The following is a 21,018-nucleotide window of genomic DNA, read 5'->3' on the forward strand; positions in this document are numbered from 1 at the left end:
TTACGGCATCGATCAATATGTGTCCATGTCTCTGTGGGAGCGCTCCCGGATCATCGCCGTCGTAGCGGTGTCCGCCTTATTCGTGCCCGCGGTGCCCGCATTCGCCGCGGAAGTGGAACAGGTCGTCAACGGCGGCTTCGACGGCACCACCGACCCGTTCTGGTCGTCGTCCGGTCCGTTCACGCTGACCGACGGCCGGGCCTGCGTCGCCGTGCCCGGCGGCACGGTCAACAAGTGGGACGTGGCCGTCGGCCAGAACGACATCGACCTGGTCGCGGGGGAGACCTACCGGTTCTCCTTCGACGCCGGCGGCGACGCCGGCAAGGTGGTGCGGGCGATCGTCGGGCTCGGTGCCGACCCGTACACGACGTACTTCGAGCAGTCGCCGGCCATGGGCGACTTCCAGCACTATTCGTGGACCTTCACCGCCCCGGCCGACACCGCCATCGGCCAGGTCGCCTTCCAGCTCGGCGGCAGCGCCGACCCGTGGAACTTCTGCGTCGACAACGTGTCGCTGGTCGGCGGGGTGCCGCCCGAGGTCTACGTGCCGGACACCGGCCCCCGCGTCCGGGTGAACCAGGTGGCGTACCTTCCGGACGGTCCCAAAGCCGCCACCCTGGTGACCACCTCTCTCGAGAAACTGCCGTGGCAGCTCGCGAACGCCGCCGGCCAGGTCGTCGCCCGGGGCGACACCACACCGCGCGGCGTCGACGTCTCGTCCGGGCAGAACGTGCACACGATCGACTTCGGCCGCTACACCAGGCGCGGCACCGGATATACCCTGACCGCCGACGGAGAGACGAGCCGTCCCTTCGACATCGACCCGCGGGCGTACGACAAGCTCCGGACCGATGCCCTGAAGTTCTACTACACGCAGCGCAGCGGCATCGAGATCCGCGACGACCTGCGCCCCGGCTACGGACGCCCGGCCGGGCACGTCGACGTGGCGCCCAACCAGGGCGACGGCGCGGTGCCGTGCCAGCCCGGCGTCTGCGACTACACCCTCGACGTGCGCGGCGGCTGGTACGACGCCGGCGACCACGGCAAATACGTGGTGAACGGCGGCATCTCGGTCTGGGAGGTGCTCAGCGCGTACGAGAACTTCCCGGCCCTGCGCAAGCTCGGCCTGGCCATCCCCGAGAGTGGCGACCGCACGCCCGACGTCCTCGACGAGGCCCGCTGGGAGCTCGACTTCCTGCTGTCCATGCAGGTGCCGGCGGGCAAGCCGTACGCCGGAATGGCCCATCACAAGATCCACGACCAGGCCTGGACCGGCCTGCCCCTGCTGCCGCACCTCGACCCACAGCCGCGCGAGCTGCACCCGGTCTCCACGGCGGCGACACTCAACCTGGCCGCCTCGGCCGCCCAGGCCGCCCGGATCTACAAGAAGTACGACCCGGCGTTCGCGGCCCGGGCCCTCTCGGCGGCCCGCACGGCGTACGCGGCCGCCAAAGCCAACCCGGTGATGCTCGCGCCCGAGTCCGACGGGGTCGGCGGCGGCGCCTACAACGACACCAAGGTCACCGACGACTTCTACTGGGCGGCCGCCGAACTGTTCCTCTCCACGGGGGAGAAGCGGTACCAGGCGGACGTGCTCTCGTCGCCCGAGCACACCGCCGACGTGTTCGGCGCCGGCGCCTTCGACTGGGCCTCCACCGCCGCGGCGGCACGGCTCGATCTGGCGCTGGTGCCGAACCGTCTGCCCGGCCTGGCCGCCGTCAAGGCGTCGGTGGTCCGGGGAGCGGAGAAATATCTGGCCATTCAACGGCAGCATCCGTACGGCGTCCCGTACGCCCCGGCCAACAACGCCTGGGACTGGGGCTCCAACAGCATCATCCTCAACAACATGGTGGTGCTGGCGGCCGGCCACAAGATCACCGGCCGCGCCGTCTACCGCGACGCGGTGCTGACCGGCCTGGACTACATGTTCGGCCGCAACGCCCTCAACCAGTCCTACGTGACCGGATACGGCGAGGTCAGCTCGCACAACCAGCACAGCCGCTGGTACGCCCGGCAACTGGACCCGGCGCTGCCCAACCCGCCGGTGGGCACCCTGTCCGGCGGCCCCAACAGCGCCATTCAGGATCCGTACGCCCAGAGCAAGCTCACCGGCTGTGTGGCCCAGTTCTGCTACATCGACGACATCCAGAGCTGGTCCACCAACGAGCTCACCATCAACTGGAACGCGCCGCTGGCCTGGATCACGGCCTTCGCCGCCTCGTAAACCGGATGCCATTTCGGCCGCGCGGTCCTACGGTGGCGGGATGTCCGCCGACGCCGCCCGCGCGGCCGAAATGCTGAGCCAGCTGGCCGTCCCGCACCGCTTGGCGGCGTACGCCGAGCTGGTCCGCCGGGGCGCCGAGGGAGCCACGATCGCCGAGCTGGCCTTCACCATCGACGTCCCGGTCCAGAAGGCCGGCGAGACCCTGGCCCGCCTGGTCGGGGCCGGCCTGGCCACCGGCACCGGAAACGGCGTCTACCGGGCCGACTCCGGCGCGCTGAGACAGGCCGCGACCGCGGTGGACGCCCTGCAGCCGATGGTCGCGCTGCTGCGCGACTATCCCCAGCTGCGGGGCAACTTCGCCCACGGGCGCCTGACCAGCCTGCCGCCCACCTTGGGGGAGCGCTACGAGCTGATCGGCGAGCTGTTCGCCCGGTTCCTGGCGCTGGACGGCCTCTACGACGAGGACCACATCAACTCCCGCCTGTCCCAGGTGACCGACGACGTGGCCGGCGTCCGCCGCATGCTGGTCGACACAGGCTGGCTGGAACGCGACCGCGCCGGCACCACCTACGGCCCCGGCCGCCCCCTGCCGGCCCAGCTCACCCCCTGACACGCATGGACACACAGCAACGCCGCTGGTACTAGTGGTGCGTGCTGAGGGTCATCGAATGGGTTGTGCTGGGAATCGGTAGCGCGGGCGCCATTCTTTACGGCGTACGCCGGCACCGGCCGGCCCGGACCGGACCCTGGCTGCTGCTCGCGGGCGCCCTGCTGGCCAGCGCGGCCGGCGACGTGCTGACCGCACTGGACCGGGCGAGCGTGGCCGATCTCTGCTTCTACGTGATGTTCGCGCTGGTCGCGGCCAGCCTGCTCCAGTTCACCCGCGTCGGCGCGGTTCTGGTGGACCGGGCCCGGCTCATCGACCTGCTCGCGTTCGCGTGTTCGGCGCTGCTGGTGGTCTGGGTGTTCGCCGTCGGGGACGCCGGCCGCATCGGGAGCGTCTCGGGGGCGTACGTCATCGGCGCCTTGTTGCTTCTCGCCGTTGTCGCCCGGGTGCTGGTCGCCGTGGGCCGGAACGTCTCGGCCGTGCTGCTGGTCGTGGGTGCGGTGGGCGTGCTGGTCAGTGACATCGTGCAGCCGCTGTGGCCGGGCCGGCTCAGCGAAACCGGGTTCGTGGTGCTCTACCTGTCCTGGGGCGCCGCCGCGCTGCACCCGTCGATGGTCCGGCTCACCGAGCCGGCGGAGCCGCGCCCGAGCCCGTGGCGCGGGCGCTGGGCGACGCTGCTGGGCGTCTCGGTGGCCACCCCGCCGGTCGTCCTGCTGGTCGAGGCGCTCGACGGCACGGTCGGCGACGGCGTGGTGATCGCCGTGGCCGGCGCGGTCACCCTCCTGCTGACCATCACCAGGCTGACCGACGCGGTGAACCTGAACGGCCAGGCGCTGACCCGGGAGCGCGGCCTGCGGCAGGCGAGCGCCGCACTGGTCGCCGCCGCCGACACCCCGGCCGTGGACGAGGCCGTCCGGGCCGCGATCGCCCAGCTGATGCCACCGGAGACCCTCCGCAGCACGGTCTTCGCGGTCGACGACCGCCAGGTCCCCCGCGATGCCGCCCCCGGCACGCCGCACCGCAGTTGGTGGATCGAGGAGGCGGACGGCGACTACGCGACGCTGGTGTGCCCGCTCTGGCTGGAACCGCTGGCGGTGGCCCGGCCCAGCGGCGGCGCCCTGATCCTCCAGGGCCGCCGCGACACGCTGACGGCCACGCGCGACACCCTGGAGGTGCTGGCGGGCCAGGCGGCGCTCGCCCTGGACCGGATCTCCCTGATGGAGGCGGTGGGCCGCCGCGACAGCGACCTTTACCTGCGAGCGGTGATCAGCAACAGCGCGGACATGATGCTGGTGATCGACGAGGACCAGCGCATCCGGTACGCCAGCCAGTCGCTCCGCGACCTGCTGGGCGGCACAGATCTGCCGCCGCTGGCCACACTGGACGACCTGGTGCACCCGGACGACCGCACCAGCGTGCGCCAGGCGTTCCGGGGCACTGGCGACGGCGTGGTGTTCTGCTCGCTGATCAGACCCGACGGGGGCCAGGTGCCGGTCGAGGCCACGTACCGGGATCTGCGCGAGGACCGCCTGGTCCAGGGTTTCGTGGTGACGATGCGGGATTTTCCCCAGGGTCCTGACCAGGACCGGAAGCGCTCCAGACACGAGAACCCGGACGAGTTGCCGGGCCGGGTGAATCGGCGCAGCGCTCAGCACAAGTTCCGATATTGAGCCCGTCTTCTACCTCGGGTCGGCGGTCGACCGGAGGCGGCACGGCACTTGCTACGGTGCGCTCATGACTGCGGGGGAGCGCGGCAAGCGCGTCAGTGGGCTCGTCTTCGCCGCGATCACCGGGGCGCTGGCCGGGGCCGCCGTCGCGGGCCGGCGGCGTGGCCGTGCGGCGGCGCTCGGCGCGGCCGCGCTCGTCGTGACCGAGGCGGTGTCCCGGGCCCGGCAGAAGCCCGGGGAGATCCCGGCCTGGTGGTCCCGGGTGGTCATGAGCGGCGCGCTCGCGGCCCCGGCCGGATGGCTGGGCGGCCGGATCACCGGTGCCGGCCCGGTGGCCGTGGGCACGGCGGCCGGAGCTTTCGCCGGCGCGCTCGGCATGCGGCCGCAGAAGGTGGCCCTCGGTCCCGTGGCCGGAGCCACCGTCGGGGCGCTGTGGCGCCTCGCCGCCTCGAAGGAGCCACCACCGGCCGCCGTGGCGGCGACCGCGGTGGTCGGCTACCGGGCAGTGGCCGCTCTGCTGTTCCGCGACCCCCAGGTGGGCCTGCTGGCCGAAGGGGTGCGGGCCGAGGACCTGCCGTTCGTGGTCCCGCTGGAGGCCCGCGCCGGCTACGTCGGCACCGGCTACGTGCGGGAGTTGGCCGAGGTGCTCGGCGGCACCTATCAGGCCGACGCCGAGGACGTGGGCATCGTCGCGTCGCTCGGCGACCTGGCCGGCCCGCAGTTCGACCCGGCCGGCGTGGACCCTCTGGTGCGGGAGTTCTACGAGCACACGACCCGCTTCCGGCTCGACATCGTGCCCGAGTGGCGGCTCTGGGTGCGCCCCGGCTACCTGCTATACCGCACCTTCGTGGCCCGCCCGCTGGGCCAGGCCAACGTGCCGATGAACCAGCGCGAGACCCTGCGCGGCGTCCGCAGCCGCATCGACACCATCACCCCCGAAGACACCGACCTCATCGGCGTACGGGGTTGGATCCGCTCTTTCGCCGACACGGACGAGCCGATCTACGTGGGCATCTACACCACCTACCGCCACGACGGCCGCGGCTATGTGAGCGTCGGTTTCCCGGTGCCCCAAGGAAATTTCACAGCGACCCTCCTGCCCGAGCCCCGCCCCGGCGGCGGCCTGGTCCTGACGAGCCGGAGCCCGCTGCCCCACCCCGGCCACTATCTGACGTACGTGGACGCCGAGTCCCGGGACCTGACCACACTGGCCGTCCACGGTTTCACCGAGCAACTGGACGTCTATGTCGACAACGGCGTCTTGCGCGCCGACCACGCGTTCTCCCTGTACGGCTTCCCGTTCCTGGTCCTGCGCTACACGATCCACCGCAAGTCGGCCGGGACTGAGCCGAGAAGATAACTGCCGAATCCGCTCCCAGGGATCGCTATATCGCCGAATACCGCATCCTCTCGCTCGATACAAAAGCCGCCGAGAACAGGTGGCGGGAGAGCTGGCCGCCGTGCCTCGGCGCGAAAAGACGGAGCCCGCTGATATAGACAAACCGAATGGCTACTCACATTCCCTTGCTCGGAATGCGCGATGGAACTCAAATGAGCCACGGGCATTGTAGATTTCGGCTCGTTCTTTAACGTCTAGCGCAACAGCGCACAAGAAGTCGTTGTTGGAAGCGAAATTAGAATAGTGCTCCAGGAAGGAATCCAACGCGTTTCCCGAGAGTGGTGCAGCGGGCACTGGGAGAGCTGCTGGCAACTCCGCGTCGGCGAAATCTAAGATGGTTGTCGATCCGTCGAAAAGCTGAACTCCGCACCCGCCAAATATCGCGCAGTACCGGCCATCATCAGCTGCCAATACGACAGGAATGCCAACGCTTCGCCCCGCATGAACAAATAGCGGCACAACGTCTTCCTCGGCAAGCTCGAAACCTCCGTCGTCGTAGGCGGCGAGAGCGCTGGCGTAGAGGTGGAACGCCTCCAGCAGGAGTAGTAGGCGCAACGGTCGATAGAACTGCCGTCCAGACTCCTCCTCGGCCACAAGGTAGACCTCCCTGTATCCGGTCTCGATTAATGCGGCTCGGAGCTCAGTCGCCATGAGTTCTGTAAGATTGAACTCACTGATAGGCTCGCGAACGTACTCGTAAGCGTCGAAGATCACAAGATTAGTGTGGCTTACGTTGGCGTCGTACGCGCTCAGTTTCTCTGACTTCCGGCGAAGGGCCTCCGCGATTGCGCTGGAGTGATCTGCGGTGGTCGGCTCCCTGCGAATTATCGCCGGAACATTCTCGGCCTTGACAACTCCTGACGGATCCGATATTCGAACTTGGGCAACAGAAAGCGGCTTGATGTCGTCTCGGTGCATATGTCGTCCACCAGCAAGCAAATCGCCTATGTACTCGGGTCGGTGCATCGTTCGGGCGTCAGTCTGAGACCTGTACAGCTCGGTTATTTCTACGCCGAAAGGCTTACGCCCTGGCGTATGCAGGTAGAAGTCCGGACGATCAGCGTGCTCTACTTCTGCATACTCTTCAAGCCGATATACGGACCTCAGTATGGCTAACTCCCTAGCCGCTTTCGGTATCACTAACCGGCTCCTATATTCTGTATCGGGATGAGTGCCTCAGTCTCTGATCCCACATGACGCTGATCGGATCCGGCCATTCGGATGGTCAACCGTGCGGCAAACTTCGACTCCCCTGATCTCGTCGTTAGCTAAGCCAGGCCAACCATCAGGATGGTTCACGGCCCGGTTGATCTTGCCGACCTTGATCTCGTAATCTGGCAAGCCGGACCAGCCGCCAGGATGGCTAACGGATTAGTTGACCTTGCTGCTCGCAAAATTTCATAGTCGGGCAGGCCCGGCCAACCTCTCGAGTGGCTGATAGTCCGATAGAGTCTAGCCACGTGCCCCTCTCCTGGTCCGCTACGCGGGACTCAATAGCTGACGAGGATACGAAATTCTTGGAGAGCAGCACTCCGGACCGTCATGGCTTGGTGTCCGTCGCGAGATCGCTCGCCGGGTATTCGGAAGAGTCGCAGCGGAGATGACAGCCTACGGTCGTGCATATGCTTGGTGGCATGCCATAGGCGGCCAGGCATCTTGCGTAGTTGCGCCAGAGAAGCTTGAGCGAGCGGCCTGCCTCCTCGGCAGTTGGGTTAGCAAGATGCCCGCGTCGGGCTAGGTCGACACTGCGTCGAGTCATTGTTCGGAAGGCGGCCGATAAGGCTGTTGATCAGCCCGAGGTGGGAACAGCGTATTCGATGGGCCGCGGAACTTTGGCTTCGTTGGCGGCGGGGTGAGCGAAAGCGAAAAGCGCTGCAAGGACCGCAGGCGTGGCAGTCAGAGCGAAACACAGCGGCAAGGGAAGGCGGCCGATCAGCAGGCCGATCGAGGCGGCGCCCAACGAGTTGGCCAGGTTGTAGGTGGCGTTCACCCACGCGCCGGCCTGGACGCGGGCGCCGGGTGGGGCCGCGCTGTCGGCGATCAGGTAGGCGGTCGTCAAGGCGGGTGAGAGGAACAGGCCGGTCACGCCGATCAGGGCGGCGAGCGCCCACAGGTTCCCGGCCAGTCCGGCCACACCGAGAGACACGCCCAGCGCGGCGGCCAGCAGCGGCAGCCTGCGCTCGCCGGCGGAGCGCCACGTGATCGCGCCGTAGGCGAGGCCGCCGACGAGGCTGCCGGCGGCCAGGGCGGCCTCGACCCAGGCCACGGCCGCGATGTGGTGGGTGCGGTCGGCGAAAGCCACCACCAGCAGGCTCAGCGCGCCCAGGCTCAAGCCCACCGCCCCGGCCACCAGGGCCGGGCGGTAGACCGCGGTGAACGGCATCGGCGCCGAGGGCACGCGGGGTTTAGGGGCGGTGACCAGCAGCAGGCTTCCGGTCAGGACCAGGAGGGCGCTCACCGCGACGCCCAGGGCCGGGTTCGCCACCGCGAACAGGCCGGCCAGCAGGGGGCCGGTCACGTACAGCAGCTCCTCGCAGACGGTGTCCAGGGAGAAGGCGCGCCGGCGCAGCTCCTCGGTCGGCATGATGTCCGTCCACAGTGCCCTCATGATGGGGCCGAGCGGTGGCGTGAGGGCGCCGGCGGTGACGGCCAGCGTCCACAGCACCAGGTGCGGCGTGCCGGGGCGCCAGGTGGCGGCGGCGATCAAGAGCAGGAGCAGGGTGTACGCCGAGGCCATGGGCGCCAGCGTCCGGCGCAGGCCGAAACGGTCGATCAGGCGGGACCGCAGTGGGGACAGCAACGAGCTCGTCAGGCCGAACAAGGCGGTGAACATGCCGGCGACCGGGTAGGAACCGGTGGCCTGGGTGACGGCCAGGACGAGCGAGAGGAAGACGACGCCGTACGACAGACGGCCGATCAGGGCGGCGCTGAAAGCGCGCGCGGCGTGGGGTGTGCGCAGGACAGCACGATAGGACGAAGACATGGTTGTTCCTCGGGAGAGCAGGGCCGCGGCTGGGGAAAGCGGGCCCGTCTACGCACGGAGGAACGACATGCCGGTGATCCTATACAGCTGGCGCAGTTCACCCAAGCGCACCAGCTTGGCCACGCCGAGATAGGCGGCCGCGCCCAGGGCGACCGCGATCGGGGCCCAGTCGCTCAGCGGGAGGACGAGCAGGCCGGCGGCGCCGGTGGCCACGGCGACCTTGGCGTGGGTGCGGAGCAGGCGGTGGCCGTCGAGGCGGCCCAGGCGACGGCGCAGGACGAGCGCCGACGCGATGAGGCCGGTGGTGTAGGCGACCGCGTACGCCCAGGGGACCGCGACCACGACGAGAGCGGACGGCAGCGCCGCCCCCGCCGCCAGGCAGCCGAGCACGCCGACGGCCGTCACGCCAGTGGTGATCAGCGCGGGAGTGCGGGTGTCCTGCAAGGCGTAGAAGCCGCGCTGAAGGATGGCGTACGCCGTGAAGGGCACCAGGGCCACGCCGAAGCCGGCCACCACGAGGCCGAGCCGGGTGACCGCGGACGGTGAGCTGTTGCCGTGCGCGAACAACAGGGTGGCGATCTGCGGGCCCAGCACCAGCATGGCGGCGGCGACCGGGGCCAGGATCACCACGGCCAGGCGGATCGCCCGGGACAGGTCGTCGGTGACGCGGCGCAGGTCGTGGCGGGCGGCGCTGCGGGACAGCCGGGGCAGGACGACGGTCATCACCGACAGGGCGATCACCGCGTACGGCACCTGGAAGATCGCCGAGGCGTTCTGGTAGACGCTGACACCGCCGGGGCCGCTCAGCGAGGCCGCGCGGGTGGCCACCGCGAGCAGGACCTGGGCGGCGGCGACCGACAGCAGCACCCAGCCGCCGAGCCGGGCGACGCGGCGCAGGCCGAGGCCGCGCGGGTCGAACCGCGGGCGCAGCGGGAAGCCGCTGCGGCGCAGCGCCCACACCACCAGCGCCATCTGGGCGAAGACGCCGGCCGTGGTGCCGGCCGCCAGCAGCGTGAAGCTGGGGATCGCCAGGTAGAGCAGACCCACCGCGATCACCACGACGCTATTGACCAGCGGGGCCCAGGCGGGGGCGGCGAAGTGGCCGCGCGTGTTCAGGATGGCGCCGGCCACCGCGCTCACCCCGTAGAACAGGATCTGCGGCAGGAAGAACCGGGCGAAGGCCACGGCCAGGTCGCGCTGGCCCGCCGAGAAGCCCGGGGTGAGCACGGCCACGAGCCAGGGCGCGGTCACCATCGCCGCGACGGTGACGGCGCTCAGCCCGTACACGATCAAGGAAAGCAGTTTCTGGGCCTGAGGCGTGCCGGTGGACCGGGCCAGCAGCGGCACCACCACGCTGGCCATGGCGCCGCCCACGACGATCTCGAAGACGGCGTTGGGCAGCGTGTTGGCGACGTTGTAGGCGTCCAGGAGCCCGCTGCCGAGGCCGAGAGCGGACGCCAGGATGAGAACCCGGACGAAACCGGCGGCCCGGGACGCCAGGGTCGCCACCGCCATGCCGCGGCCGGCCTGTCCGAGAGAAGTCATCGCCGGTCATGGTAGGCGGGCGCCGCACGCGGGTATGAAATCCGGCTATGGCTCTGCCGATCGAGGACTACGCGATCATCGCCGACACGCAGACGGCCGCGCTCGTGGGGCGCAACGGCTCCATCGACTGGCTCTGCGTGCCGCGCTTCGACTCCGGGGCGATCTTCGCCGCGCTGCTGGGCGACGAGGAGAACGGCCACTGGACCATCGCGCCCGAGGGCGAGCACACCGTCCGGCGGCGCTACGTCGACGAGACGCTCGTGCTGGAGACGGAGTTCGAGACCGCCGGCGGCGTCGTGCGGCTGACCGATTTCATGCCGCCGCGCGACACCGAGGCGCCCTCGGTCGTGCGGATCGTGACCGGCGTCCGCGGCCGCGTGGACATGTCGATGGTGCTGCGCCTGCGCTTCGATTACGGGCACGTGGTGCCCTGGGTCTATCAGGAGCAGGGCGATCTGGTCGCGGTGGCCGGGCCGGACGCGGCGTGGCTGCGCACGCCGGTGGAGACGCGCGGCGAGAACATGGCGACCCGGGCCGAGTTCACCGTGGGGCCGGGCGAGACCGTGCCGTTCGTGCTGACCTGGCGGCCGTCGCACCTGCCGCCGCCCGAACCGGTCGACCCGGTCAAGGAGCTGGGCGTCACCGAAGGGTATTGGCGGGGCTGGGTCTCCGCGTGCACCTACGAGGGCGAGTGGCGGGACGCCGTCGTACGCTCGCTGCTGACCTTGAAGGCTTTGACCTACGCCCCCACGGGCGGCATCGTCGCCGCGGCCACCACCTCCCTGCCGGAGAAGCTCGGTGGCGTACGCAACTGGGACTACCGCTTCTGCTGGCTGCGCGACGCCACCATCACGTTGCAGTCGCTGCTCTACTCGGGTTTTCAGAGCGAGGCCACCGCCTGGCGCAAATGGCTGCTGCGGGCCATCGCGGGCAACCCCGCCGAGCTCCAGATCATGTACGGCGTCGCGGGTGAGCGCCGCCTCGACGAATACGTGGCCACGTGGCTCACCGGGTACGACGGCAACCCCGTGCGGATCGGCAACGCCGCCGCCGAACAGTTCCAGCTCGACGTCTACGGCGAAGTGATGGACGCCCTGCACCAGGGGCGGCGGGCCGGGCTGAAGGCCGACGACCCGGCCTGGGGGCTGCAGTGCAAGCTGATGGAGTTCGTCGAGGAGCACTGGCGCGACCCGGACGAGGGCATCTGGGAGGTGCGCGGCGGCCCGCAGCAGTTCGTGCACTCCAAGCTGATGGCATGGGTCGCGGCCGACCGCGCGGTGAAGGCGATCGACGATTTCGGCCTGCCCGGGCCGCGGAAACGCTGGGTGAAGCTGCGCGACGAGATTCATGCGGAGATTCTGTCGAAGGGGTACGACAAGAAACGGCGGACCTTCACGCAGTACTACGGCTCCGAGGAGCTCGACGCGGCGCTGCTGATGGTGCCGCTGGTCGGTTTCCTGCCGGCGAGCGACGAACGGGTCGCCGGAACGGTGGCCGCGATCGAGGAGAATCTGCTGGTCGACGGCTTCGTCCAGCGCTACACGCAGCATCGCGGCACCGACGTGGACGGCCTGCCGCCGGGCGAGGGCGCGTTCCTGGCCTGCACGTTCTGGCTGGCCGACAACTACGCGCTGATGGGCCGCGAACAGGAGGCGCGCGAGACGTTCGCCCGCCTGCTGGCCCTGCGCAACGACGTGGGCCTGCTCTCCGAGGAGTACGACACGGAGGCCGGCCGTCTCGTCGGCAACTTCCCGCAGGCGTTCAGCCACGTCCCGCTGATCGACACGGCCCGCACCCTGACGACGGCCCTGGCCCCGACGGAGGCCCGGGTCAGGGAAGGGCTGAAGTGAGCTCCCGCCGCGAGGTGATGCCGAGCTTGGTGAACACCTTGCGCAGGTGCCACTCGACGGTGCGCGGGCTGAGGAACAGGGCACTGCCGATCTCGGCGTTGGTGCGCCCGGCGACGGCCAGGCGCACGATCTGCTCCTCCTGCGAGGTGAGCTTGCGGGCGGCGTCCGAGGCTTTCCGCCGTACGGCCTCACCGGCCGCCGCCAGCTCCCGGGCCGCCCGATCGGCGAAGGCCTCGGCGCCCATCGAGGTGAAGGCCTCGTACGCCTCCCGCAGCTCAGCACGGGCCTCGGTGCGCCGGTTCTCCCGCCGCAGCCATTCACCGAGCAGCAGATGGGCGCGCGCGGCGTGCATGACCCCACCGGCGGCGGCGAAATGCCGGAGGCCGGCCCGGAACCGCTCCTCGACGTCACCGGCCGGCCCGGCCAGCGCGTCGGCCACGGCCTGCACCCCTCGGGCCCAGTCCGTGCCGGCGATCGCGGTCCGCTCGGCCAGCCGTTTGGCGGCGCCGGCCGCCTCCTCGTGGTGCCCGGCCCGGGCGGCGGCCTCGACCAGCTCACTGAGAGTCCAGGCGTAGACGGCGAGATCGGGGTATTCGGCGGCTTCCTTGGCCGCCTGATAGGCGCCTTCGAAGTCGCCGAGACCGTTGCCCAGTGCTGCTTTCCCGAAGCCAGCCACGCCGAGTGAGCGGCCTTCGGCGCGCGACTTGGCGTCGCGGATGACGTCGTCGGCGAGCTCGGAGGCGTACGGCTGAAGCCCTCGATAGGCGGCCAAGGTGACCGAGGCGGAAGGTTGGAGCGCGCTGCCGAGGGCCTGCCGCAGAGCGCCGGCCTCGTCGGTGAGACTGGCGGCGTCGGCCAGGCGGCCCATGTAGAGCAGGATGCCCGACCGGAACGCGAGAGCCGTGGGAAGCAGCGACAAGGAGCCGGTCTCCCGGGCCGCGCGGAGTCCCTGCTCGGTGATCGGATCCCACGCGTCGTGCCGGAACATCTCATGGGCCACCGGCGCGGCCAGCCACAGAAGCCCCGGCTCCGGTTTCTCCACGAGCACGTCGAGCGCCCGGTTGAGGGCCGGCGCCGCCGCCGCGTAACCGTCCAGGATCCAGGTCGTGATGCCGTCGAGCAGCAGCCCGACGGCGTCGTCGGGCCCGCCGGTGGGGGCTTCGGTGGCGGCTGCTCGGGCCACCTCGCGGAGGAACGGGTCGTCGAGGCGGCCCGCGTGCAGGGCGGCGCCCACGGCGGCCAGGTAGGTCTCGCGGGCGGCGGCCGGGTCGAGGTCGCGCAGGCGGCGGGCGGCCGCCAGCAAGGGCGGGCCGGCGGCCCGGCCCGGGTTGAGGATGAGGGCCAGGTGGGCTCGCAGACGTTCGACGCGGGCCTGCTGAAGCGCGTCCAGGTGGCTCATCTCGGCCACGGCCAGGAGCTCGGGGACCTGGGCGAACGAGCCGGCGTCGGCGTTGGCCTGGGCGGCCGAGATGAGCAGGCCGGCGCGGCGGGCGGGGTCGAGGGTGAGCTCGGCGGCGCGCTCGAGGAACGCCGCGGCGGCGGAGCGGCCACCGCGGGCCAGCGCGCGGCCGGCGGAGCTCTCCAGCTCGGTGGCGACCTCCTCGTCGGGGCCGGAGACCGCGTGCGCCCGGTGCCAGGCGCGCCGGTCCGGGTCCTCCCCCGGATCGGTGGCCTCGGCCAGGGCCGCGTGCACCTCGCGCAGGTCGTCGGCGTGGCCGGCCCGCCAGGCGGCCGAGCGGACCAGCGGATGAGGGAAGCGGACCCGCCGGTTCAGGTCGATGAGCTGCGCGGACTCGGCCGGGGCGGCCGCCTCGGGCCCGATGCCGAGCCGTTGCAGGGCCCGCCACAGCAGCGTCACGTCGCCGACCGGCTCGACCGCCGCCGCCAGCAGCACCATGCGGGTGTCGGCGGGCAGGGCCGCGATCCGCCGCTGGAACGCCTCCTCGACCCGGCCGGCCAGCGGCGCCGAGCTCAGCCCGCCGAAGCCGAACGCCAGCTCCGCCGGCGTGAGCCCCTTGGGCAGCTCCAGCAGGGCGAGCGGGTTGCCTCGCGTCTCGAGGACGATCCGGTCCCGCACGCGCGAGTCGACCGGTCCGGGAAGAACGGAGTCGAGCAGCTCCCGCGCCTCGGCGTCGGGCAGCCCGGCCACCGGCAGCTCGGGCAGCCCGGCCAGCACCCCTTCGTCCCCCGGCGACCGCACCGAGAAGATCAGCGCCACCGACTCGGCCCCGAGCCGCCGGGCCACGAAGGTGAGGATCACCTCGGACATCCGGTCGAGCCACTGCACGTCGTCGACGATCGCCACCAGCGGCTGCTCGCCGGCGCTCTCGGCCAGCAGCCCGAGCACGGCCAGACCCACCAGCAGCGGCTCGGGCGGGCTGCCCGCACTCAGCCCGAAGGCGGTGGTGATCGCCTCCCGCTGATGCTCCGGAAGCCGGTCGAGCGACCCCAGCAGAGGCGCACAGAGCTGCTGCAACGCCGAGTAGGCGATCTCCGACTCGAGTTCGACCCCGGCCGCGCGAGTGGTCCGTACACCCGAACCCGCTTGTTCCGCGAGATAGTCGAGCAGAGCCGTCTTGCCCACCCCGGCCTCACCCCGCAGCACCAGGGCGCGGCTGTTACCGGCCGTGATGTCGCGCAGCAACCGGTCGAACGTCTCACGCTCGTGCCTGCGCCCTTGCAACACGTGATCATCCTCCCGCCCGGGAGCGTACCCGCCACCCGATGGTTGACCTGGCAACCTTCATGTGAGGATGTCGGGATGCCGTACGGATACATCGCCTCCATGAAGGCCCAGCCCGGCCACCGCGACGAGATCATCGACCTGCTGGTGAGCGGCGCCGACGGCCTGCGAGCAGCCGGCTGCCACCTCTACGTGGTCAGCGCCGCCGTCACCGACGACGTCACGATCTGGGTCAGCGAGGTCTGGGAGTCGAAGCAGCATCACGACGACTCGCTGAAGCTCCCCGAGACCCGGGCCGCCATCGCGAAGGCCATGCCGCTGCTGACCGGCGACTTCTTCAACCAGGAGACCGAGGTGCGCGGCGGCCTCACTGGTCAACCGTGAAGATGACCGACCGCCCGGCCGCACCCGCGCGTTCGTAGAAGTCACGCACCTCGGCGAGATAGTGCCAGGTGTAGTCGAAGTCCTCGGCGTCGATACGGTCGTACCGCTCCCGCAGCCACGCCTCACTCACGGTTTCCAGCGCCGCCGCAACCGCCGGCACCTGATCGGCGAGCACATGGGCGACGATGTGGTCCTCCCCTTCGTGGTGATGGCCACCGCCGAGCAGCGCCAGTTCCAGAGCTTCGCCGGTACGCCGCCCGAGCTGAAGGGTGCCGTCACTCAGGCACCGGTGCATGGCGTCCCAGGATTTGTCCACTTCGCACAGCCAGTCCCGTTCCCAGGCCTCCTCCTTCCTCGACGAACTCCATGACCTCGTCGTCATCGCGGGTGGCCACCAGCGCCGCATCCTGAGCTCCCGTCAACGCGAACAAAACCCCACGGCATCCCATGGCCGGGAGTATGCCGGAGGGGTCCGACAACATTGGGCCTGCCGTGAGCTCTGGTCTGGTCTGGGCGCGCACAGAGTGGCTGGCTCGACGTTCTGGTCAGAATGGGACTCCCCGTGGCACGTATCTCGGGTCGGCACGTCACGCCGGACGAGATCGCGGCACACCAGACCGTGACCGGCCTCGTTGAATGGCTATGCGCACGCGGTGCACGGCGGATTTTCACTGGCCCGTCAGTCGCACGACCGAATCCCGTAGTGGAAACGCTCTGCGTCGAGCCCGATCCCGACTGTTTCAGCCAGGCCGTTCCAGCGGTCGAGCACTCCCTGTATGTCCGCCTGTACCAATTGCAGGCGGCTCAACCCGTGCTCGAGTCGAGGGTTTCCACCGGGCACAGCGGATACCGCACTCAGCTCATCCACACGGAGTGGCCCGAGGCCACGTCGACCGGAGCCGGCTTCTGGGGTGTCGAGGTCACGAGTTGTCCTGATAAGCGTGAGCTCGCGAAGGCGTCAGCGGTTGGTCAGGCTGAAGTGCATGTAGTCCTTCAGGCTGCGCCAATAGCCGCCCCACTGATATCCGTTCCACAGGAAGGCCCGGGCCGCGCCCTCGGGGTGCAGCATGCCGATCAGGTAGCGGCTGCGGTTCAGGTAGAAGGCGCTGTTGGCGGGGGAGACGCTCGTGCCCCTGATCATCGGGTTCTGGAACGGGTTGATGTCGATCGCCACGCCTGAGGCGTGCTCCGAGAAGACCTTCGTGCCGCCCACGTTGCGGCAGCTGTAGCCGGCCGTCACCGTGGCCATGTTCCGCTGCGTGGGTGCGTTGATCCGCATGGGTGCCATGCCCATGATGCGGAAGCGCCAGTTGTACAGCGTGTGGAAGATGTTCTGGACCCGGCGGGCGGCCTCGGTGCGGACCACGATGCTGCCGTCGTGGTGGGCGCCCGTGAAGTCGATGTAGGAGACCCAGACCTTGCGCAGGCCGGTCGGCAGGACCGGGCAGCGGCGCAGCGGGTTCCAGTTCACCATGCCGGGGGTCACCGTCTCGATGTGGGTACGCCACGGCGGGAGCAGGACCGTGGGCCGGCTGAGGCGCATCACGCCGTCCACCTGCACCGTGGTGTTCAACGGCAACTGGTTCCAGCGGGCCAGGGTGGCCTTCGAGTGGCCGTACATGCGGGCGATGCTCGCCAGGGTGTCGCCGGGGCGGACCACGTGCCAGGCCGGGGCGGCGGCAGTGGCCGGTTCGGCGAAGATGGCAAGACAGCAAACGGCGAGCAGGGCGGCCAGGGATCTCTTCAGCACGGTTTCCGACCGTACGAAGAGATCCCGGCGAGCCGCAGGGAAACGCGAAAAAACGTCAGGCCAACGCGACCGGGCTCGGGGCCAGGGTCACGCGGACGGGAGCTCCGGCCGGCAGCGTGGCCAGGCGGTCGCTGGCGATCTGGGCCACGACCAGGACCTCGCCCACGGCGACCGTGACCTTGCTGATCGGGCCCAGGAAGCTGGTGGTGACGACCCGGCCCTCGCCTTCGTCGTGGGGTTCGACCGTCACCGACTCGGGCCGTACCAGCGCGGTCGCCGTCGACGACGAGGACGGGGCGATCAGCGGGAGGCGGTGGCCCAGGACCTCGATGTGTTCGCCGGCGATGGTGCCGGGGAGCCGGTTCGACAGGCCCACGAACTCGGCCACGAAGGCCGACGCCGGCGCCTGGTAGATCTCGGCCGGGGTGGCCAGCTGCTCCAGCTTGCCGGCCCGCATGACGCCGACCCGGTCGGCGACCGCGAGGGCCTCCTCCTGGTCGTGGGTGACGAACAGGGTCGTGGTGCCGATCTCGGTCTGGATGCGGCGGATCTCGTCGCGCAGCTGCACGCGGACCTTGGCGTCCAGGGCCGACAGCGGCTCGTCCAGCAGCAGCACGCTCGGCTCGATGGCCAGCGCGCGGGCCAGGGCGACCCGCTGCTGCTGGCCGCCGGACATCTGGTGCGGGAAGCGACCCTCGAAACCGGTGAGGCCGACCAGGTCGAGCATGTCCCCGGCGCGGTTGGCGGAGGCCTTGCGGCCGCGCAGCTTCAGCCCGAACTTCACATTGTCCAGAGCGGACAGATGCGGGAAGAGACTGTACGCCTGGAAGACCATCCCCATGTCGCGCTTGTTCGTGGGCAGCGCGGTGACGTCCTTGCCACCCACCAGGACCTCGCCGCTGTCGGCGTCCTCGAGGCCGGCCAGCACGCGCAGGGCCGTGGTCTTGCCGCAGCCCGACGGGCCGAGCAGGGCGATGAACTCGCCCGGCGCGATCGACAGGTCCAGGTTGTCCAGGGCGTGCACGGAGCCGAACGTCCGGCGCAGACCCTTCAGATGTACGGCGACGCCGGTCATGATGATTCCTTACGACGGGAGGATCGGCGCTCGCCGAACAGGGACAGCAGCAGGAGCAGGACGAAGGCCAGCAGCAGCGCGGTCAGCGACACGGCGACGGACATCGTGGCGCTGCTCTTGCCGAGGAACGCGATGGCGACCTGGAGGTTGGTCCGGTTGAGCAGCGACGCGATGGTGTACTCGCCGAGCACCAGCGCCACCGTCAGGAACGCGGCCGACAGGACCGCCGAGCGGATGTTCGGCAGCACGACCTTCCACATCACCCCGGCCCAGCCCGACCCCATGCTGCGGGCGGCCTCGGCCAGCGTCTTCACGTCGATGGCGGACAGCCCCGCGTCGATCGCGCGATAGGCATAGGGCAGAACCAGGATGGTGTACGCGAACACGAGCGTCACTGAGGAGCCACCGAGGAAGTAGTTCACCCAGGCGTAGACCGGCGCCAGCCCGACGACCAGCACGATGGCCGGGATCGTCAGCGGAAGCAGGCACAGGAACTCGACCAGCCGGCGAATCTTGGGCAGCCGCAGGCGTACCCACACCGCGGTCGGCACCAGAAGCAGCAGCATCAGCACCGCGGTCAGCGCCGCCTGCAGCAGCGACGCGACGATGCCGTCGGACAGGTCCGGATAGGTGGAGCTGAGCTGCGGCCAGTCGACCAGCAGCGACCACGTGTTCGCGTCGCGCGTGGAGAACTCGACCATAGCGACCAGCGGGAGCAGGAAGAAGACGCCGAGCACGATCAGCACGGCCCAGCGGAAGGCGCGCTGTTTGCGGGCGCGCCGGGCGATCACCCCAGCCATTTCGCCGTCCTCTTCTGCAGCAGGGTGTACAGGCCCATCACGACCGACACCACGATGACCATGCCGAGCGCCATCGCCTTGCCGACGTTGGCCTGCCCGAGGATGACCTCGCTGGTCAGGGCGCTGCGGATCTGCAGCGGGACGATCGGGTTGCCCTGGCTGACCAGGGCGGCCGCGGTGGCGTACGCGGAAAACGCATTGGCGAAGAGCAGCAGCGTGGAACCGAGGAACGCCGGGCCCAGCAGCGGGCCCGCCACCTTGGTCCAGTACTGCCAGGTGGTGCCGCCCAGGCTCTCGGTCGCCTCGCGCCACTGCGGGCGGATGCCGTCGAGCGCGGGCAGGAAGACGATCACCATGAGCGGGATCTGGAAGTACGTGTAGACCAGCGTGAGGCCCGGCAGTTCGAACAGCCACACGCCGCCCGAGTAGATGTCGATGCCGTGGTCCTGCAGGAACACGGTGACGAAGCCGGACAGGCCGATGGTGGCCAGGAAGGCGAAGGCGAGGGTGACGCCGCCGAACTGGGCCAGCACGCCGGCGGCGGCGGTCACCACGCGGCGCAGGATGCCGTCGGGGCGGGCGGTGGCCAGGGCGTACGCCAGGACGGCGCCGAGCACGGCGCCCACGATCGCGCTGACCGCCGACAGCGCGATGCTGCGGCCGAAGGCGTCCAGGATGTACTCGTTGCCCAGCGCCTTGATGTTCTCCAGGGTGGCGCCGCCGTCGTTGCTCGCGAACGCGCCGATCACCACGACCAGGGTGGGGATGATCAGGAAGATCGCCACGTACGCGAAGAATGGGAGCGTGCCCAGCAGGGCGGTGCCCCGCAGGCGTGGCCGGGTGGCCACGCGCTGCGGAGCGGCCGCGACGACCTCAGCCAATGGCCTTGGCCCAGCTCGCGGTGAGGGTCTCCTTGGCCTTGGTGTTCTGGGCCTCGGTCGGGATCACCGGGGTGCCCTCGATCTTGGGGAGAGCGTCGTACAGGGTCTTGTCGATCGTGCCGGCCTTCTGCATGGCCTCGGCGCGGACCGGGCGGGCGCCGCCCTTGAGCCACAGGTTCTGGCCCTCGTCGCTGTAGAGGAACTCCTGCCACAGGCGCGCGGCGGCCGGGTGCGGGGCGTCCTTGTTGATCGCCTGCACGTAGTACGAGCCGAGGACCGCGCCGTTCGGGACGAAGGTCTTCCAGGTCTTGGTCTTGGCCGCCTGGGCGGCGTTCAGGTAGTCCCAGTCGAAGACGACAGGGGTCTGACCCGACTCGATGGTGGCCGGGGTCGGGTCGACCGGCAGGAAGTTGCCGGCCTTCTTCAGCTTGCCGAAGAAGTCGACGCCGGGGGCGATGTCGTCGGCCGAGCCGCCGTTGGCCAGTGCGGCCATCTGCACGCCGCCGAAGGCCGAGCCGGCCTGGGTCGGGTCGCCGTTGAGCGCGACCTTGCCCTTGTACTCCGGCTTGAGCAGGTCGGCCACGCTCGTCGGGGCCGGGACCTTGGCGCTGTCGTAGCCGATCGACATGTAGCCGCCGTAGTCGTTCGTCCAGGCGCCGTTGGCGTCCTTCAGGCTGTCCGGCACGTCGGCCCAGGTGCTGACCTTGTACGAGGCGAACAGCGCTGTGTTGGCCGAGGCGACCGAGCCGCCCAGGTCGAACACGTCAGGGGCCTTGTCCTGGCCCTTGAGCTGGTTGGCCGCGTTGATCTCGTCCTGGCTGGCGGCGTCGGGCTGGGCCGAGTTCACCTTGATGCCGTACTTGTCGCCGAACGCCTTGATGATCTCGCCGTAGTTGGCCCAGTCCGGCGGCAGCGCGATGACGTTGAGCGCGCCCTCCTTCTTGGCCGCGTCGACCAGGGCGTCCATTCCGCCGAGGTCGGCCGCGCTGGTCGCGGTCGCCGCGCTGCTCGACGAGGACTCGCTCTCCTTCTCGGGCGGGGAGCAGGCCGCGATCGCGGCAATCGTGGTGGCCGCCAGCGTGACGGCGACCGAGCGCTTGAATGTACGCACCGTTTTCCCTCTCTGCGCGCACCGTGCCGGTGGGCGCCGGGTGATCATGAGAGGGCATG

At 70.0% G+C, this 21,018-nt stretch carries 16 protein-coding genes; 6 read left to right on the top strand and 10 right to left on the bottom strand.

What is annotated here, in order from left to right:
- Positions 1-25 precede the first annotated feature (25 nt).
- The 4 genes from ACQP2X_RS23735 (at position 26) to ACQP2X_RS23750 (ending at position 5,858) form a co-directional block, all read left to right on the top strand.
- Positions 26-2,224, top strand: a complete 2,199-nt coding sequence (locus tag ACQP2X_RS23735) for a glycoside hydrolase family 9 protein (RefSeq protein WP_498700342.1) — start codon at positions 26-28, stop codon at positions 2,222-2,224.
- A 40-nt stretch (positions 2,225-2,264) separates the two neighbouring features.
- Positions 2,265-2,834 carry a DUF2087 domain-containing protein gene (locus tag ACQP2X_RS23740; protein WP_498700344.1) on the top strand — a complete coding sequence of 190 codons (570 nt, stop codon included), beginning with the start codon at positions 2,265-2,267 and terminating at the stop codon, positions 2,832-2,834.
- Positions 2,835-2,899: 65 nt separating this feature from the next.
- The gene (locus tag ACQP2X_RS23745; RefSeq protein ID WP_498700346.1) at positions 2,900-4,501 is read left to right on the top strand and encodes a PAS domain S-box protein; all 1,602 of its coding nucleotides are present in this window, start codon (positions 2,900-2,902) and stop codon (positions 4,499-4,501) included.
- Positions 4,502-4,565: 64 nt separating this feature from the next.
- Positions 4,566-5,858, top strand: coding sequence for a hypothetical protein (locus ACQP2X_RS23750; RefSeq protein WP_498700348.1), 1,293 nt, complete (start codon positions 4,566-4,568; stop codon positions 5,856-5,858).
- Positions 5,859-6,008: 150 nt separating this feature from the next.
- On the opposite strand, the gene ACQP2X_RS23755 is transcribed toward ACQP2X_RS23750, so the two are convergent.
- The 3 genes from ACQP2X_RS23755 to murJ form a co-directional block, all read right to left on the bottom strand.
- Complete coding sequence (locus ACQP2X_RS23755) at positions 6,009-7,037, bottom strand: hypothetical protein (protein ID WP_498700349.1); 1,029 nt, start codon at positions 7,035-7,037, stop codon at positions 6,009-6,011.
- Between the two features lie 649 nt (positions 7,038-7,686).
- Positions 7,687-8,880, bottom strand: a complete 1,194-nt coding sequence (locus ACQP2X_RS23760; RefSeq protein ID WP_498700351.1) for an MFS transporter — start codon at positions 8,878-8,880, stop codon at positions 7,687-7,689.
- 48 nt (positions 8,881-8,928) lie between these two features.
- A complete protein-coding gene (murJ, locus tag ACQP2X_RS23765; protein ID WP_498701019.1) occupies positions 8,929-10,395 on the bottom strand; it encodes a murein biosynthesis integral membrane protein MurJ in 1,467 nt (488 codons plus the stop codon).
- A 77-nt stretch (positions 10,396-10,472) separates the two neighbouring features.
- Here murJ and ACQP2X_RS23770 point away from each other — a divergent pair, with 77 nt between their 5' ends.
- Positions 10,473-12,275, top strand: a complete 1,803-nt coding sequence (locus ACQP2X_RS23770) for a glycoside hydrolase family 15 protein (RefSeq protein WP_498700352.1) — start codon at positions 10,473-10,475, stop codon at positions 12,273-12,275.
- Here ACQP2X_RS23770 and ACQP2X_RS23775 read toward each other — a convergent pair.
- Positions 12,256-14,961 carry a helix-turn-helix transcriptional regulator gene (locus ACQP2X_RS23775; RefSeq protein ID WP_498700353.1) on the bottom strand — a complete coding sequence of 902 codons (2,706 nt, stop codon included), beginning with the start codon at positions 14,959-14,961 and terminating at the stop codon, positions 12,256-12,258. The two genes, ACQP2X_RS23770 and ACQP2X_RS23775, sit on opposite strands and share 20 nt — an antisense overlap.
- Before the next feature lie 75 nt (positions 14,962-15,036).
- Here ACQP2X_RS23775 and ACQP2X_RS23780 point away from each other — a divergent pair, with 75 nt between their 5' ends.
- Complete coding sequence (locus ACQP2X_RS23780; RefSeq protein WP_498700355.1) at positions 15,037-15,342, top strand: putative quinol monooxygenase; 306 nt, start codon at positions 15,037-15,039, stop codon at positions 15,340-15,342.
- Here ACQP2X_RS23780 and ACQP2X_RS23785 read toward each other — a convergent pair.
- The 6 genes from ACQP2X_RS23785 to ACQP2X_RS23810 form a co-directional block, all read right to left on the bottom strand.
- Positions 15,326-15,748: a DUF1877 family protein gene (locus tag ACQP2X_RS23785; RefSeq protein WP_498700356.1), complete on the bottom strand. Its 423-nt coding sequence runs from the start codon at positions 15,746-15,748 to the stop codon at positions 15,326-15,328. The genes ACQP2X_RS23780 and ACQP2X_RS23785 overlap by 17 nt on opposite strands.
- Before the next feature lie 552 nt (positions 15,749-16,300).
- The gene (locus tag ACQP2X_RS23790) at positions 16,301-17,092 is read right to left on the bottom strand and encodes a M15 family metallopeptidase (protein ID WP_498700357.1); all 792 of its coding nucleotides are present in this window, start codon (positions 17,090-17,092) and stop codon (positions 16,301-16,303) included.
- Positions 17,093-17,147: 55 nt separating this feature from the next.
- Complete coding sequence (locus tag ACQP2X_RS23795; RefSeq protein ID WP_498700359.1) at positions 17,148-18,167, bottom strand: ABC transporter ATP-binding protein; 1,020 nt, start codon at positions 18,165-18,167, stop codon at positions 17,148-17,150.
- Positions 18,164-18,967: an ABC transporter permease gene (locus tag ACQP2X_RS23800; RefSeq protein ID WP_498700361.1), complete on the bottom strand. Its 804-nt coding sequence runs from the start codon at positions 18,965-18,967 to the stop codon at positions 18,164-18,166. Before ACQP2X_RS23800 ends, ACQP2X_RS23795 begins: the two co-directional genes overlap by 4 nt.
- A complete protein-coding gene (locus ACQP2X_RS23805) occupies positions 18,955-19,848 on the bottom strand; it encodes an ABC transporter permease (protein WP_498700362.1) in 894 nt (297 codons plus the stop codon). The genes ACQP2X_RS23800 and ACQP2X_RS23805 overlap by 13 nt, the downstream gene beginning before the upstream one ends.
- On the bottom strand, positions 19,841-20,959 hold the full coding sequence (locus ACQP2X_RS23810; protein WP_498700364.1) for an ABC transporter substrate-binding protein: 1,119 nt from the start codon (positions 20,957-20,959) through the stop codon (positions 19,841-19,843). The genes ACQP2X_RS23805 and ACQP2X_RS23810 overlap by 8 nt, the downstream gene beginning before the upstream one ends.
- Positions 20,960-21,018: the final 59 nt, after the last annotated feature.

It is taken from the genome of Actinoplanes sp. CA-131856 (genome assembly GCF_050956135.1).
In the GTDB taxonomy this organism is placed as follows: Bacteria; Actinomycetota; Actinomycetes; order Mycobacteriales; family Micromonosporaceae; genus Actinoplanes.

Excerpts from the sequence above, each read along its gene's own strand:
- ACQP2X_RS23735 (WP_498700342.1), top strand. The coding sequence starts at position 26 with ATGTCTCTGTGGGAGCGCTCCCGGATCATCGCCGTCGTAGCGGTGTCC.
- ACQP2X_RS23740 (WP_498700344.1), top strand. The coding sequence starts at position 2,265 with ATGTCCGCCGACGCCGCCCGCGCGGCCGAAATGCTGAGCCAGCTGGCC.
- ACQP2X_RS23750 (WP_498700348.1), top strand. The coding sequence starts at position 4,566 with ATGACTGCGGGGGAGCGCGGCAAGCGCGTCAGTGGGCTCGTCTTCGCC.
- ACQP2X_RS23760 (WP_498700351.1), bottom strand. The coding sequence starts at position 8,880 with ATGTCTTCGTCCTATCGTGCTGTCCTGCGCACACCCCACGCCGCGCGC.
- murJ (WP_498701019.1), bottom strand. The coding sequence starts at position 10,395 with ATGGCGGTGGCGACCCTGGCGTCCCGGGCCGCCGGTTTCGTCCGGGTT.
- ACQP2X_RS23770 (WP_498700352.1), top strand. The coding sequence starts at position 10,473 with ATGGCTCTGCCGATCGAGGACTACGCGATCATCGCCGACACGCAGACG.
- ACQP2X_RS23780 (WP_498700355.1), top strand. The coding sequence starts at position 15,037 with ATGCCGTACGGATACATCGCCTCCATGAAGGCCCAGCCCGGCCACCGC.
- ACQP2X_RS23785 (WP_498700356.1), bottom strand. The coding sequence starts at position 15,748 with ATGCGGCGCTGGTGGCCACCCGCGATGACGACGAGGTCATGGAGTTCG.
- ACQP2X_RS23795 (WP_498700359.1), bottom strand. The coding sequence starts at position 18,167 with ATGACCGGCGTCGCCGTACATCTGAAGGGTCTGCGCCGGACGTTCGGC.
- ACQP2X_RS23800 (WP_498700361.1), bottom strand. The coding sequence starts at position 18,967 with ATGGCTGGGGTGATCGCCCGGCGCGCCCGCAAACAGCGCGCCTTCCGC.